The 12,059-nt window shown below is 62.4% G+C and carries 14 protein-coding genes; 7 read left to right on the forward strand and 7 right to left on the reverse strand.

The genetic code is table 11. The features are described 5' to 3' along the window. Positions 1 to 22: 22 nt before the first annotated feature. Positions 23 to 715, reverse strand: coding sequence for a L,D-transpeptidase (locus GA0061105_RS18025; RefSeq protein ID WP_092751937.1), 693 nt, complete (start codon positions 713 to 715; stop codon positions 23 to 25). A gap of 232 nt (positions 716 to 947) precedes the next feature. Further along, complete coding sequence (locus GA0061105_RS18030) at positions 948 to 1,694, reverse strand: L,D-transpeptidase (protein WP_064693955.1); 747 nt, start codon at positions 1,692 to 1,694, stop codon at positions 948 to 950. Between the two features lie 229 nt (positions 1,695 to 1,923). Between GA0061105_RS18030 and GA0061105_RS18035 the strand changes: the two genes are divergently transcribed. Both GA0061105_RS18035 and GA0061105_RS18040 read left to right on the forward strand, forming a co-directional pair. Beyond that, complete coding sequence (locus tag GA0061105_RS18035) at positions 1,924 to 2,553, forward strand: DNA-3-methyladenine glycosylase I (protein ID WP_092752248.1); 630 nt, start codon at positions 1,924 to 1,926, stop codon at positions 2,551 to 2,553. Continuing rightward, positions 2,550 to 3,056: a hypothetical protein gene (locus tag GA0061105_RS18040; RefSeq protein ID WP_092751939.1), complete on the forward strand. Its 507-nt coding sequence runs from the start codon at positions 2,550 to 2,552 to the stop codon at positions 3,054 to 3,056. The genes GA0061105_RS18035 and GA0061105_RS18040 overlap by 4 nt, the downstream gene beginning before the upstream one ends. A 9-nt stretch (positions 3,057 to 3,065) precedes the next feature. Here the strand turns inward: GA0061105_RS18040 and GA0061105_RS18045 are convergent, their stop codons facing one another. Then, positions 3,066 to 3,773 (reverse strand): HAD family hydrolase, encoded by a 708-nt coding sequence (locus GA0061105_RS18045; RefSeq protein WP_092751941.1) that lies wholly within the window; start codon positions 3,771 to 3,773, stop codon positions 3,066 to 3,068. 237 nt (positions 3,774 to 4,010) lie between these two features. Between GA0061105_RS18045 and GA0061105_RS18050 the strand changes: the two genes are divergently transcribed. Next, the gene (locus GA0061105_RS18050) at positions 4,011 to 5,060 is read left to right on the forward strand and encodes an aldo/keto reductase (RefSeq protein WP_092751943.1); all 1,050 of its coding nucleotides are present in this window, start codon (positions 4,011 to 4,013) and stop codon (positions 5,058 to 5,060) included. Between the two features lie 230 nt (positions 5,061 to 5,290). Here the strand turns inward: GA0061105_RS18050 and copM are convergent, their stop codons facing one another. The 3 genes from copM to GA0061105_RS18065 form a co-directional block, all read right to left on the reverse strand. Then, positions 5,291 to 5,650, reverse strand: coding sequence for a CopM family metallochaperone (gene copM, locus GA0061105_RS18055; protein WP_064693959.1), 360 nt, complete (start codon positions 5,648 to 5,650; stop codon positions 5,291 to 5,293). A gap of 74 nt (positions 5,651 to 5,724) precedes the next feature. Then, positions 5,725 to 6,087: a hypothetical protein gene (locus GA0061105_RS18060; protein ID WP_092751945.1), complete on the reverse strand. Its 363-nt coding sequence runs from the start codon at positions 6,085 to 6,087 to the stop codon at positions 5,725 to 5,727. Positions 6,088 to 6,168: 81 nt separating this feature from the next. Next, positions 6,169 to 6,924 carry a hypothetical protein gene (locus tag GA0061105_RS18065; protein ID WP_092751947.1) on the reverse strand — a complete coding sequence of 252 codons (756 nt, stop codon included), beginning with the start codon at positions 6,922 to 6,924 and terminating at the stop codon, positions 6,169 to 6,171. A gap of 134 nt (positions 6,925 to 7,058) precedes the next feature. Between GA0061105_RS18065 and hisS the strand changes: the two genes are divergently transcribed. From hisS to hisG, 3 genes are all read left to right on the forward strand, one after another. Then, positions 7,059 to 8,582 carry a histidine--tRNA ligase gene (gene hisS, locus GA0061105_RS18070; protein WP_092751949.1) on the forward strand — a complete coding sequence of 508 codons (1,524 nt, stop codon included), beginning with the start codon at positions 7,059 to 7,061 and terminating at the stop codon, positions 8,580 to 8,582. A gap of 174 nt (positions 8,583 to 8,756) precedes the next feature. After that, positions 8,757 to 9,878 carry an ATP phosphoribosyltransferase regulatory subunit gene (locus GA0061105_RS18075; RefSeq protein ID WP_092751951.1) on the forward strand — a complete coding sequence of 374 codons (1,122 nt, stop codon included), beginning with the start codon at positions 8,757 to 8,759 and terminating at the stop codon, positions 9,876 to 9,878. After that, positions 9,875 to 10,570, forward strand: coding sequence for an ATP phosphoribosyltransferase (hisG, locus tag GA0061105_RS18080; RefSeq protein WP_064693964.1), 696 nt, complete (start codon positions 9,875 to 9,877; stop codon positions 10,568 to 10,570). Before GA0061105_RS18075 ends, hisG begins: the two co-directional genes overlap by 4 nt. Before the next feature lie 78 nt (positions 10,571 to 10,648). Here the strand turns inward: hisG and GA0061105_RS18085 are convergent, their stop codons facing one another. After that, positions 10,649 to 11,065 carry a DoxX family protein gene (locus GA0061105_RS18085; RefSeq protein ID WP_092751953.1) on the reverse strand — a complete coding sequence of 139 codons (417 nt, stop codon included), beginning with the start codon at positions 11,063 to 11,065 and terminating at the stop codon, positions 10,649 to 10,651. 203 nt (positions 11,066 to 11,268) lie between these two features. On the opposite strand from GA0061105_RS18085, the gene GA0061105_RS18090 reads away from it, so the two are divergent. Beyond that, positions 11,269 to 11,970 carry a glutathione binding-like protein gene (locus GA0061105_RS18090; protein ID WP_092751954.1) on the forward strand — a complete coding sequence of 234 codons (702 nt, stop codon included), beginning with the start codon at positions 11,269 to 11,271 and terminating at the stop codon, positions 11,968 to 11,970. The last annotated feature ends 89 nt before the right edge of the window (positions 11,971 to 12,059 follow it).

Raw genomic sequence — 12,059 nt, forward strand, 5'->3', positions numbered from 1 at the left:
TTTCTTTTTTTGAAAGTGTTGCTCAGCCGCCGAACATCGTGCGCAGCACGTCGATGCCCCTGTCCTCGAACGCCACCTTGCCCTGCTTGTTGCCGGGGCCGATGACGATCACCTTGGTGCCGACGGCGGCGCGATCATAAAGATGCATCACATCAGCGTTCATCATGCGGATGCAGCCGGAAGACATGTTGAGGCCGATCGTCCAGGGCTGGTTGGTGCCGTGGATGCGGAAGATGGTGTCGCGGCCGCCCTGGTAGAGATACATGGCGCGGGCGCCGAGCGGATTGTCCTCGCCGCCTTCCTGGAAGGCGGGAATGATGTGGCCCTTGGCGGCTTCGCGGCGGCGCATTTCGGCCGGCGGCGTCCAGCTCGGCCATTCGGCCTTGCGGCCGATCTTGACGACACCTGACCAGCCGAAGCCGTCGCGGCCGACGCCGATACCGTAGCGGGTGGCGCGGTTGTTGCCTTCGACGAGGTAGAGATACTTGTTGTTGGTATCGATGATGACGGTGCCGGCCGCTTCCGTCGTCACCAGGCGCACTTTCTTGCGCTTGAACTGCGGCTTCACATATTTCGGCATCTGCGCCACGCGCACGATTTGCGCCGGCCGCCGTGTATTGTCGGAGGCTGAGCCTGCAGGCGCGGCCACGGCTGACGTGGACATCAAGGACAGGACAAGTCCGGCCGCGGCCAGTCCTTGCATCAATTTCATCATGATCGGTTCCCCTCAAGCAAATCCGCCCGAAGCTACATGATCTTCTGCCCGATTCAAGATCGCGATGGCGGGATAAAGCAATTTTAGCGGGTGGAGCCGCTTGTTCTTGCGGCGTCATAGAGCATTTCCGTATTTCTTCGAAACACGAAAATGCTCTATCTCTTTGTTTTTACACAATCCCGAACGCAAAACCGCTGCACAGCTTTGCTGGCTCTGGTAATTGGGTCTGTCGTTACATGACGATAACGCGGGTTCCGACGTTGACGCGGTCGTAGAGATCGACGACGTCCTCATTGCGCAGGCGGATGCAGCCGGAAGAAACGGCGCTGCCGATCGACCATGGTGCATTGGTGCCGTGGATGCGGTAGAGCGTCGAGCCTAGATACATGGCGCGCGCGCCGAGCGGGTTTTCCGGGCCGCCATCCATCCGCGCAGGCAGGTAGTGGCCCTTGGCGGCTTCGCGGCTGATCATCTCGGAAGGCGGCGTCCAGTCCGGCCATTCCGTCTTGCGGGTGATCTTGTGGGCGCCGGCCCATTCGAAACCCGGCTTGCCGACGCCGACCCCGTAGCGCCGCGCTCTGCCGCCTTCCATGACCAGATAGAGAAAGCGGTTATTGGTATCGATGACGATGGTGCCGGGTTTTTCGGTGGTGTCGTAATCGACCATCTGCGGCAGATATTGCGGCTCGATCGGACGGCGGATCGCCGGTATGCCGGGATTGATTGCCGACACGGTCTGTGGTGCTGCTTGCGGCGCCCGGCGCAGGACGCGGCGCTGGAACAGGCCGCGTTGCTGTGGCTGGACGACCGGCCGCTGGTAGACGACGGGACGAACCGTGCCGCCGAGCTGATTGATCCATGGCGCGGTCAGGTCGGGGCTGAGCACGACAGGCGGGCGGGTGGCGTAGCGGTCGTCTGCAATGGCGGCCGTGGAGAAGATGCCGCAGATGATCGCGGCAAGAACTAGGTGTTTCATCATCGGACGAACTCTCTACAAATGACCGAAAATGCGGTGGCGGGATATCTCCGCCCGCTGAGACGCTGCCACCCTATCCGCCAGCGAATGGTAAAGATCGATTCATGAAAGACCGGGCGGCCGGATAAACTTTTCGTCAGGGTTACCGATCGGTTTGGAAAGACGGTTTGCAGATGGTAAAGCCGGGACCATGACCGCAGAAACGAAGCGCATCCCGGAGAATGAAGCGGATATGGGTACGACTGGCATCATCATCGGCGAGGACGGCAGGAGCCGCTGCCACTGGCATGCCAACCTGCCGGATTATCTCAGATACCACGACGAGGAATGGGGCCGCCCTGTCACCGACGATACCCGGCTCTTCGAGAAGATCTGCCTCGAAGGATTCCAATCCGGCCTTTCCTGGCTGACCATCCTGCGCAAGCGGGAGAATTTCCGCGCCGCCTTCGCCGGCTTCGATTTCGACAAGGTTGCCCTCTTCGGCGACAAGGATGTAGCCCGCTGCCTTGCCGATGCCGGCATTATCCGCCATCGCGGAAAGATTGTTTCGACGATCAACAATGCCCAGCGCGCCATCGAACTCCGCGACGAATTCGGCTCACTCGCCCATTATTTCTGGCGCTACGAGCCCGGCCACAACGAGCGGCCGGCGGTCGTCGACCGAGACCATATCGTCGCCAATCCGACGACGCCGACATCGGTGCTCATTTCGAAGGATCTGAAGAAGCGCGGCTGGACCTTTGTCGGCCCGACCACAGTTTATGCCTTCATGCAGGCGATGGGCCTCGTCAACGATCATCTGGAGGGCTGCTTCTGCCGGCCCGAGGTGGAGGCGATGCGCGCCGCCTTGGTTCGACCATGAAAGATCTGTCCGTGAAAATATCGATCGCTGCGGTTGCCCTGTTCTTCTTGCCGGCCTTTGCCATGGCGCAGACGCCGCAGCTCGATCCCGGCGAGAAACTGGAGAAGCTGCAGTTCCCGGCTGTCACCATGCAGCTTAAGGGATGGACGAAATTCGGCAACGGCCATGTCTACACGCTGCCGGTGCGCGCCGGTCAGCATGTGAAGATCGATTTTTCCACCAGGAGCAAATTTGCCTTCCTGGCGATCTTCGACCTGTCGAAACCCGATGACGAGGCTTTTTTCGGCACCGATGAAGACGGCATGAGCTTTCAGACGACGGTGAAGGAAAACACCACCTGGCTGCTGCGCCCCTATTACTCCAAGGTCTCGCCGCGCCGCGGCCTCGGCGCTCCCTTCAGCATCCTGATCGCGCCGTTGGCGGCCGCCCCGCAGCAGCCGCCGCCGCCCGCCGAGCCGGAAACTCCATCGCTGTTTCCGAAGGCGCCGCCCAAGGCGAAATGAGGCACGGCCCTACTGTGCGAGCCGTTCGATCAGCTCGCGCAACTCGCCGAGGTGGTCGATCTTGCGGAAACGCGGCGCCTCCTTCGGCTCGTCCACATGTTCGAGCACCCAGGTGAGTTCGTGCGGCACGAAGACGCCGTAGCTGCCGGCTGCGATCGCCGGAACGATATCCGATTTCAGGGAATTGCCGACCATCATCGCCCGCTCCGGCCCGTCACCCAACTTGGCGAAGATGCGGCGATAGGTGACGGCCGTCTTGTCGGAAACGATCTCGACGGCATCGAAAAAGTCGCCGAGCCCGGATTGGGCGAGCTTACGCTCCTGGTCGAAGAGATCGCCCTTGGTGATCATGACAAGCAGATATTTGCCGGCGAGCGCCTCCAGCGTGTCGCGCGCATGCGGCATGGTCTCGACCGGATGGCCGAGAAGGTCGCGGCCGGTATCGAGGATCTTGGCAATGACGCTGGCCGGCACCTTGCCTTCGGTGATCTCGATCGCCGTCTCGATCATCGACAACGTGAAGCCCTTGATGCCGAAGCCGTAATGCCGAAGGTTGCGTTTTTCGGCCTCCAGCAGCCGCTCGGAAATCTTCGGGCCTTCGGCGAAATCGGCGAGAAGCTTGGTAAAATGGGCTTCCGTCAGTCGGTAATATTGTTCGTTCTGCCAAAGCGTGTCGTCGGCATCGAAGCCGATCGTCGTCAGTGCTCGCGTCGTCACATGCGCACCTCTTGAACTATGGCCGGCAATTTATCGGCCGCCTGTGTCGAGACAAGGGCACCGCTTCCTATGCGGCAAGGCCTGGCGTTGAAAAGCGCCGCCGCCGCACTACATCGGATTGGCCTCACCCAGCAGCCAGCCACGGCTGTGCCTGTCGCGCGCAGGCCAATAATCAAAAAATGAAGTTCTTAAGTTCGCAAGTCCCTCTTGCGGCAGATACAAAGGATTTTTTCGACCATGCGTTACAACCAACTCGGAAATACGGGGCTTTTCGTCTCGGAAATCTGCCTGGGCACGATGACCTTCGGCGAAGCCAAAGAAGGCAGCATGTGGGGCGCCATCGCCGATGTCGACCAGAACGCCGCCGACCGGATCGTCGAGCGCTCGCTGGCATCAGGCGTCAATTTCATCGACACGGCCGACGTCTATTCATCCGGCGAATCCGAGCGGCTGCTCGGCCAGGCGCTGAAGAACCTCGACATCCCGCGCAAGGACGTCGTCATCGCCACCAAGGTCTATGGCGTCATGGGCGACAAGCCGAACGACCGCGGCGCGTCGCGTGGCCACATCATGGATTCGGTCGAGGCAAGCCTGAAGCGGCTGCAGACCGATCATATCGACCTCTATCAGATCCACGCGACCGATACGGTAACGCCGATCGAGGAGACGCTGCGCGCCCTCGACGATCTCGTTTCCCGCGGCCTCGTGCGTTATATCGGCGTCTCCAACTGGCAGGCCTGGCGCATTGCCAAGGCGCTCGGTGTCTCCGAACGCCGCGGCTTTGCCCGTTTCGAGACGGTGCAGGCCTATTATTCCATCGCCGGCCGCGATCTCGAACGGGACATCGTGCCGATGATGCAGGAAGAAAAGCTCGGCCTGATGGTCTGGTCGCCCCTCGCCGGCGGCCTGCTCTCCGGCAAATATGGTCCGGGTGCCGCCGGCAACGGCGAAGGCCGCCGCGCCAGCTTCGATTTCCCGCCGGTCGACAGGGACAGGGCCTGGGCCTGCGTCGCCGCCATGCGCGAGATCGCCGAAAAGCATGGCGCCAGCGTCGCAACCGTCGCGCTCGCCTATATCCTAGCCAAGCCTTTCGTCACCTCGGTCATCATCGGCGCCAAGCGCGTCGATCAGCTCGACCAGAACCTTGCCGCCGTCAGGCTGAAGCTGGACGAAGGCGATATGCAGAGGCTCGACGAGGTAAGCGCGCTGGCCCCTGAATATCCGGGCTGGATGCTCGCCCGCCAGGCCGCCGGTCGCCGCCCGGTCGATTTCGAGCCGAAGGATTGACGTGTCGGTGTTTTGCCACGGCTGTCCGGTTCGCGCCGAATGCCGCCCTCACCGTAACCCTCTCCCCGTAAACGGGGCGAGGGACGTGCCAGGCGCAACGTTGAGATGGAGGAAGCGGTGCGGCATGTCCCTTCTCCCCGCGGGCGGGGAGAAGGTGGCGGCAGCGGGATGAGGGGCTGATCGAGTATGACGAACGCCTGTAATATCAGGCGTTCCCCTTCACCAGGCGATTACTTCCCGTGGGCCTTGAGCCAGTCGTTCATTTCCTTGATCTCGGCTTCCTGTGCCTTGATGACGGCTTCTGCGAGCTTGCGCAGATCGGGGTCCTTTCCGTATTGAAGTTCGATCTTGGCCATGTCGATCGCTCCCTGATGGTGGGGGATCATGCTGCGGACGAAATCCGTATCGGCGTCGCCGCTGTACGTCATCATCATATCCTTGTGCATCTTGTCGTTCGCCTTTTTGAACGCCTGACTGGAGGCCTCATGCCCGGCCATCGGCTTGCTCATGTCCATGGGCTTGTCTTCGGCAAGGGCGGGGGCGGCGAGGGCAGAGAGCATTGCGGTGAGGGCGATGATTTTCAAAGACATGAGAGTTCCTTCACTGTCTGACAATAGATTTCCGGGCGGCGCGCCCCGCCCGTTGGGCATGGATGAATGCGAAGTCAGAACATTCGGGGAGGGGGCGCCAGCGGAGCAGGGCGGTTGTCATCCAGGACGCGGGCAAGCGCCGGCGCGGGATAGAGGAAAACCGGCTTTGCGTCGCGGTCCGCCATGGCCGCCGGCGGCAGACATGCCGCGCAAAGCGGCATGTGCGCAGCCCTGCCGGTAGCGCGGGGATCTTTCAGCGCCTCCGCCTTACCCGTAGCTGCGGGCATGTTCATCCCGGCCATTGCGTGGTCCATGGTGGCGGACTTCGGCGCAGCCGGCCGGTTCATTGATGTGCAGATCGGACAGCCAGCCCATGCGGACATGGCACTGTAGACCAGCCAGCCGAGTATCATCGTCATCAGAGCGATCATGCGCATGACCTCAATGTAGGCAAATCCCGGCGCAGGCCAAGTCCTGAACGTGACGTCTCGATCGATCGCGGCCGCGCGCCACGCCTTTCACCAGGCGGCAAGCACCTTGTGCTCGATGCGGTAATCCCCGCTTTCTTCGCCGAGCGGCGCGACCGGCCATGTCCATGAGGCTTTTGCCGACGGCGGGGCGACGCCGTGCAACAGGTCGGCCTCCTCATGCGTTTTGCCGTTGCGGTCGACGACGGCATAGGCGATGTCGGTCACGAGGCAATGCTGGCAGGGAAGTCCCGAAAGTCCGGTGAGATGCGCCGCGATCAGCCTTTCCACCGCATCTTCGGGCATTCGACCGGCCTCGGTTTCATGGCGCCGCTTCACGCCGCGGCCGATCTGTGACAGGAGATTGGCAGAAACCACGAAATCGAGATAGGGCACGGAGCGCAGGAAGCCGAGGGGTTCGAGCTCTTGGCCGGCGGCGAGATCGTCATAGCCGGAGAGGTCGCGCTCGATCAGCCGGACGTTGCGATAGCGTTTAGCCGCAAGCCACAGCCGCACTGAGGCGAGATGAACGAGATCGATGAGCACGACCGCGTCGAAATCGCGCGCCAGTTCTTCGATCGGCACGTCCCGCAACAGGCCGGAGCCAAGCACGACCGCGGTCCGTTTCTGACGGAGTCCGGCCGCCGCCGCGCGGATCGCGTTGCGGCTCTTCTCCTCGTGGTCGGCCCAATCCTCGGCGCAGCGCCCGGCCCGTGACCAGAGATTGACCGAATAGCGGATGAACTTCCGATGCGGCTTGCCGGTCAGCGGCAATGTCGCGGCATAGAGTAGTGCCTCGGTGATCATGAGCAGGTCCGCATTGTGAAGAATGCCTCTTGTTCAATCGATTCTGGCAGCGCCACCAAGGCCCTTCGCCCTTGCCGCTCCCCGCCCAATCCGCTAGGACACCGCCACTGTCACAGTCAGTGGAATTCCCGGAAATGAACGACAAGCAGAAGAAACCGCAAAAGCTCAAGGCCCGCCTGCCGCGCGGCTTCGTCGACCGTGCGGCCGGCGATATCCGCGCCGTCAACGAGATGACGGCAAAGATCCGGGAAGTCTATGAGCATTATGGTTTCGACCCTGTGGAAACGCCGCTGTTCGAATATACCGATGCGCTGGGCAAGTTCCTGCCCGACAGCGACCGGCCGAACGAGGGGGTCTTCTCGCTGCAGGACGACGACGAGCAATGGATGTCGTTGCGCTACGACTTGACAGCTCCGCTCGCGCGCCACGTCGCCGAGAATTTCAACGAGATCCAGCTTCCCTACCGCACCTATCGCGCCGGCTACGTCTTCCGCAATGAGAAGCCGGGTCCCGGCCGCTTCCGCCAGTTCATGCAGTTCGATGCCGATACGGTCGGCGCGCCGGGTGTTCAGGCCGATGCCGAAATGTGCATGATGATGGCCGATACGCTGGAAGCCCTCGGCATCAAGCGCGGCGACTATGTCATCCGCGTCAACAACCGCAAGGTTCTGGATGGCGTGCTGGAGGCGATCGGCCTCGGCGGCGGCGACAAGGCCGGTCAGCGGTTGAACGTCCTGCGCGCCATCGACAAGCTCGACAAGTTCGGTCCGGAGGGCGTGGCGCTGCTGCTCGGTCCCGGCCGCAAGGATGAATCAGGCGACTTCACCAAGGGCGCTGGGCTCGACCAGGCGCAGATCGACAAGGTTCTGTTCTTCGTCGGCATCAGGGATTATGCCGAAAGCGCCGGACGCCTCGCCGAACTCGTCGCGGGAACGTCGAAGGGCGGCGAAGGCGTCGACGAGCTGAATTTCATCGGCGCGCTCGTTGCGAGCGCCGGTTATAGCGCCGACCGCATCAAGATCGACCCCTCCGTCGTGCGCGGCCTCGAATATTATACCGGCCCGGTCTACGAGGCCGAGCTTCTCTTCGACGTCACCAACGAGAAGGGCGAGAAGGTCGTTTTCGGCTCCGTCGGCGGCGGTGGCCGCTATGACGGTCTCGTCTCCCGCTTCATGGGCCAGCCGGTCCCGGCAACCGGCTTTTCGATCGGCGTCTCGCGCCTGATGACGGCGCTGAAGAACCTCGGCAAGCTTGGCGCGAGCGAAGTCATCGAGCCGGTGCTGGTCACCGTCATGGACGGCGACGTCGAGGCGATGGGGCGCTACCAGAGGATGACGCAGCAACTGCGCGCCGCCGGCATCCGCGCCGAGATGTTCCAGGGCAACTGGAAGAAATTCGGCAACCAGCTGAAATATGCCGACCGCCGCGGCTGCCCCGTCGCCATCATCCAGGGTGGCGACGAGCGCGCCGAAGGCGTCGTGCAGATCAAGGATCTGATCGAGGGCAAGCGGCTTTCCGGCGAGATCGAGGACAATGCCAGCTGGCGCGAAGCGCGCGTAGCGCAGGAGACGGTCCCGGAGGGCGACCTTGTGGTCAAGGTGAGGGAAATCCTTGCCGCGCAGGCGGAGGATCGGAAGAGGGCTGGCAATGCGCAATAGTCCCCTCCCCAACCCCTCCCCACAGGGGGGAGGGGCATTACGTGGCGCCGCTGTGCCTAACTCAACGTTCGCTTCAATGACGGCGCTCTCGATTTGCATCGACCCTGGCCGCGGGTTAGTCCCTCCCCCCTGTGGGGAGGGGTTGGGGAGGGGACTTTTCCCGGGAGCGACACTATGCCCCTGATCAACCTCCCCGAATTTGCCACCGACCTGCTCGCCGAATTTAGCGTGCGCAACGCCGAGCGCATCGACACGCCCGTCATTCAGCCGGCCGAGCCGTTCCTCGATATTGCCGGCGAGGATCTGCGACGGCGCATCTTCATGACGGAGAGCGAAACCGGCGCCAGCCTCTGCCTGCGTCCGGAGTTCACCATCCCCGTCTGTCTGCGCCATATCGAGACGGCGACCGGCACGCCGAAACGTTACGCCTATCTCGGCGAAGTCTTCCGCCAACGCCGCGACGGCGCCAATGAATTCTACCAGGCCGGTATCGAGGATCTGGGCGATATCAACATACCGAGCGCCGATGCCCGCGCCATCGGCGACGCCACCGGCATTCTCGCCCGCCTGCTGCCGGGCCGGCGCCTAGCCGTGACGCTCGGCGATCAGGCCGTATTCGAGGCGGTCGTCCAGGCGCTGGGTCTGCCGCTCGGCTGGCAGAAGCGGCTGATTCACGCCTTCGGCAACATGACGCAGCTGGAAGCGCTGCTGGCCGGCCTCGTCAGCCCGCAATACGTCACCGGACTCGATGACGACATCGCCAGGCTCGTTGCGTCGGGCGACGAACAGGCGCTGGTCGCCCATATCGAGCATGAGATGCAGGCGACGGGTTATTCCACGAATGCCAGCCGCTCGCCGCTGGAGATCGCCCGGCGGCTCAAGGAAAAGCTGATCCTGTCCGAAACGCGTCTCGATGATGCGGCTTTCCATGTGCTGGAGGAGTTTCTGTCGCTGCATGTACCGCTCGTCAATGCGTCCGCAGCACTTGCCGGCTTTGCCGACGCTGCCGGCCTGAAGCTCGGCAATGCGCTGTCGCGCTTCAACGGCCGCGTCGGCGCCCTTGCCGATGCCGGCGTCGATCTGTCCTGCCTTGACTATCGCGCCGCTTTCGGGCGTCCGCTCGATTATTACACCGGCCTCGTCTTCGAGGTGACGGTTGAAGGCTCGAGCGCGGTCCTGGCCGGCGGCGGCCGCTTCGACCGGCTGTTGACCTTCCTCGGCGCAACGGACCGCATTCCGGCCGTCGGCTTCTCCTTCTGGCTCGACCGCATCGAAACCGAAAGGGCAGCCGCATGACCATCACCATCGCGCTTCCCTCCAAGGGCCGGATGAAGGACGACGCTTCGGCGATCTTCGAACGGGCCGGTATGCCGATATCGGCGGTCGGCAACGATCGCTCCTATCGCGGCCGCGTCGAAGGCTGGGACGATGTGGAGGTGGCCTTTCTTTCGGCTTCCGAAATCTCCCGCGAACTCGGCAACGGCACCGTCGATTTCGGCGTCACCGGCGAGGATCTGATGCGGGAGGGTTTTGCCGAGGTCGATAAGCGCGTCGAGTTCTGCGCCCGGCTCGGCTTCGGTCACGCCGATGTCGTCGTCGCAGTGCCGGAGATCTGGCTTGATGTCGAGACCATGGCCGATCTCGGCGATGTCGCCGCCGACTTCCGCGCCCGCCACGGCCGGCGGCTTGCCATCGCCACCAAGTACTGGCGCCTGACCCAGCAGTTCTTTTCGAGCCAGCACGGCATCCAGCTCTATCGTATTGTCGAGAGCCTTGGCGCCACCGAAGGCGCGCCCGCCTCCGGCTCGGCCGATATCATCGTCGATATCACCTCCACCGGCTCGACGTTGCGCGCCAATCATCTGAAGGTGCTCCAGGACGGCGTCATCCTGCATTCAGAGGCCTGCCTCGTGCGTGCGCGCCGGGACAGCCATGCGGACGAGCCCGCCGTGCAGGCGATCATGGAGGCGGTGCGCGCGGCCCTCTGATCCCGGCCATCAAGGCACAAGAAAACCCGCCGTCGGTGACGGCGGGTTTTCGCATTTATGGGAGGATGTCTTGTGGTATCAGGCCGTCGCGTAGGCGCCGCGACGTGCGTCGATCGAATAGGCACCGGCACCGGCGGTGGCGAGCAGTATGTAGGCGCCGGCCAGCGTGATGTTCTTCATGACCATGATCTGGTTGAGAATATTGACGAGCTCCGTGCCGCTTGCGTAGGGCAGGTGGAAGGCGACGCCTGTGAAGACACAGAAGGCGGCGAGCAGCCAGCCGGCAATGCGGACCTGGAAGCCTGTGAGAACAGCAAGGCCGGCCAGCAGTTCGAAAAGGCCTGCGACATAGGCCAACAGGGTTGCTGCCGGGAAGCCGGCACCGGCGATCATGCCCGCAGTACCGGCAGGATCGGAGAGCTTCATGAAGCCGGAAAGAATGAACATGAAAGACAGGAGAATGCGGGCAATCAGGATGATGACGTTGTTCGACATGGACGATGTCTCCGTTTGAATGGCTCTGGAGATCCTGGTGCCCCGGCACCGGTTGGACCTCGGATGTCTCCTATGTCGCTTTTTTCTTCCGTCGTGGAAAGATAAACGGACGGGGACAGTTCGTTCAATTATATGGAACGATGCCCTCGCTTGCCTTCCTGGAGCCTCGTCTTCTATGGTCGGCTGATAACATGGAGCCTCCGATGGCAGATCTTTCCGCATTTCCGATCACCACGCGCTGGCCGGCGAAAAACCCCGACATCATCCAGCTCTATTCCCTGCAGACGCCGAACGGCGTGAAGGTATCGGTCGCCCTCGAAGAGCTCGGCCTTGCCTATGAGCCGCATTATATTTCCTTTGCCGAGGGCGAGCAGGAGTCGCCGGAATTCGAATCTCTCAATCCGAACGGCCGCATTCCGGCGATCATCGATCCGAACGGGCCTGGGGGAAAGCCGATCGGGCTTTTCGAATCCGGCGCCATCCTGCTTTATCTCGCCGAAAAGACCGGCAAGCTCATCCCCGCCGATGCCACGGGCCGCTACGAATGCATCCAGTGGGTGTTTTTCCAGATGGCCGGAATAGGCCCGATGCTCGGTCAATTCGGTCATTTCTACAAATTCGCCGCCGAGAAGGTCGCCAACAATTCCTATCCGGTGGAGCGCTACCGCGATGAATCCAAGCGGCTGCTCGGTGTGCTCGAAGGCCGGCTGCAGGGCCGCCAATGGATCATGGGCGATCTCTATACGATCGCCGACATCACCACCTTCACCTGGGTTCGCGGTGCCGACATCTTCTATGGCGGCCGTGAGATCCTCGAATATGCGAAATTCCCCGCGGTCTCCGATTGGCTGGACCGCTGCATCGCCCGTCCGGCAAGCGAAAGGGGCCTAAATATCCCGGTCTAGCCGGAGTAACAGGCTTTCGGCTGAAAGACGAAGGCCGCCCTCGGGAGCGGCCTTAACTCGTTTAGAAAACTCGCCTTTGGAAGGTCCTC

The organism is Rhizobium aethiopicum (assembly GCF_900094625.1).
GTDB classification, from domain to species: domain Bacteria; phylum Pseudomonadota; class Alphaproteobacteria; order Rhizobiales; family Rhizobiaceae; genus Rhizobium; species Rhizobium aethiopicum.

Coding starts and splice junctions, on each gene's coding strand:
- GA0061105_RS18030 (WP_064693955.1), bottom strand. CDS start 1,694: ATGATGAAACACCTAGTTCTTGCCGCGATCATCTGCGGCATCTTCTCC.
- GA0061105_RS18075 (WP_092751951.1), top strand. CDS start 8,757: ATGCCCCTGATCAACCTCCCCGAATTTGCCACCGACCTGCTCGCCGAA.
- GA0061105_RS18085 (WP_092751953.1), bottom strand. CDS start 11,065: ATGTCGAACAACGTCATCATCCTGATTGCCCGCATTCTCCTGTCTTTC.
- hisS (WP_092751949.1), top strand. CDS start 7,059: ATGAACGACAAGCAGAAGAAACCGCAAAAGCTCAAGGCCCGCCTGCCG.
- GA0061105_RS18035 (WP_092752248.1), top strand. CDS start 1,924: ATGGGTACGACTGGCATCATCATCGGCGAGGACGGCAGGAGCCGCTGC.
- GA0061105_RS18090 (WP_092751954.1), top strand. CDS start 11,269: ATGGCAGATCTTTCCGCATTTCCGATCACCACGCGCTGGCCGGCGAAA.
- GA0061105_RS18060 (WP_092751945.1), bottom strand. CDS start 6,087: ATGCGCATGATCGCTCTGATGACGATGATACTCGGCTGGCTGGTCTAC.
- GA0061105_RS18025 (WP_092751937.1), bottom strand. CDS start 715: ATGATGAAATTGATGCAAGGACTGGCCGCGGCCGGACTTGTCCTGTCC.
- GA0061105_RS18040 (WP_092751939.1), top strand. CDS start 2,550: ATGAAAGATCTGTCCGTGAAAATATCGATCGCTGCGGTTGCCCTGTTC.
- copM (WP_064693959.1), bottom strand. CDS start 5,650: ATGTCTTTGAAAATCATCGCCCTCACCGCAATGCTCTCTGCCCTCGCC.
- hisG (WP_064693964.1), top strand. CDS start 9,875: ATGACCATCACCATCGCGCTTCCCTCCAAGGGCCGGATGAAGGACGAC.
- GA0061105_RS18065 (WP_092751947.1), bottom strand. CDS start 6,924: ATGATCACCGAGGCACTACTCTATGCCGCGACATTGCCGCTGACCGGC.
- GA0061105_RS18050 (WP_092751943.1), top strand. CDS start 4,011: ATGCGTTACAACCAACTCGGAAATACGGGGCTTTTCGTCTCGGAAATC.